The 655-nt window shown below is 60.5% G+C and carries 1 protein-coding gene; it reads right to left on the reverse strand.

Features of this window, described 5'->3' with window-relative positions:
• Positions 1-655, reverse strand: a 655-nt coding sequence (locus tag DM374_RS32690; RefSeq protein ID WP_177431652.1) for an immunoglobulin-like domain-containing protein, incomplete at both ends; no start/stop codon positions are given.

Below are 655 nucleotides of genomic sequence, written 5' to 3' on the forward strand. Positions count from 1 at the left end.
GGCCAGGGTGATGACCAGTGGTGCGCCGGTTACTGGGGCTGTTACCGAAGCGGTGTAGGTGACGACGCCGCCTTCAACCGCGCTAGCAGTAGCAGTCAGAGTCACAGTACTGGTGTCGATGCTGTCGGTAACCGCAGTCACGGCGGCAGTTGGGCTGACCTCAAGGTGCTCGAAGTCACCACCAGTGGTGCCGGTGATAGTCACGCTGACGCTGCCGGCATCCACGTACACGGTGTCTTTTGGCGCTGCGAGGGTCACGGAACCTTCGGTGGCGTCCTTGGCAATGGTGATGGTTTCACCGTTGCTCAAGGTGATCTTCATTTCAGTGCCAGCTGGGTTGGTCAGCTTGGCGGTGTAGACGATGTTGCCGCCTTCCTGCACTGAACCGGTGGCGGACAAGGTCAGGCCAGTGGTGTCGAGGCGAGCTGGATCATCGGTGACGACGGTGGTCGGAGTACCAGCAGTTTCCAGGTGCTCGTAGTTGCCGCCGGTGACGCCGGTGATGCTGTTGGTCAACGGCGTGTTGGTGTTGAGCACGTTGTTCGGTGCGATGAAGTCGACCGAGCCACTCGAGGCGTTAACCGGAATGGTGATGCTTTGACCGTTGGCCAAGGTGATGACCAGTGGTGCGCCGGTGACCGGAGCTGTGACGCTT

The organism is Pseudomonas huaxiensis (genome assembly GCF_003231275.1).
In the GTDB taxonomy this organism is placed as follows: domain Bacteria; phylum Pseudomonadota; class Gammaproteobacteria; order Pseudomonadales; family Pseudomonadaceae; genus Aquipseudomonas; species Aquipseudomonas huaxiensis.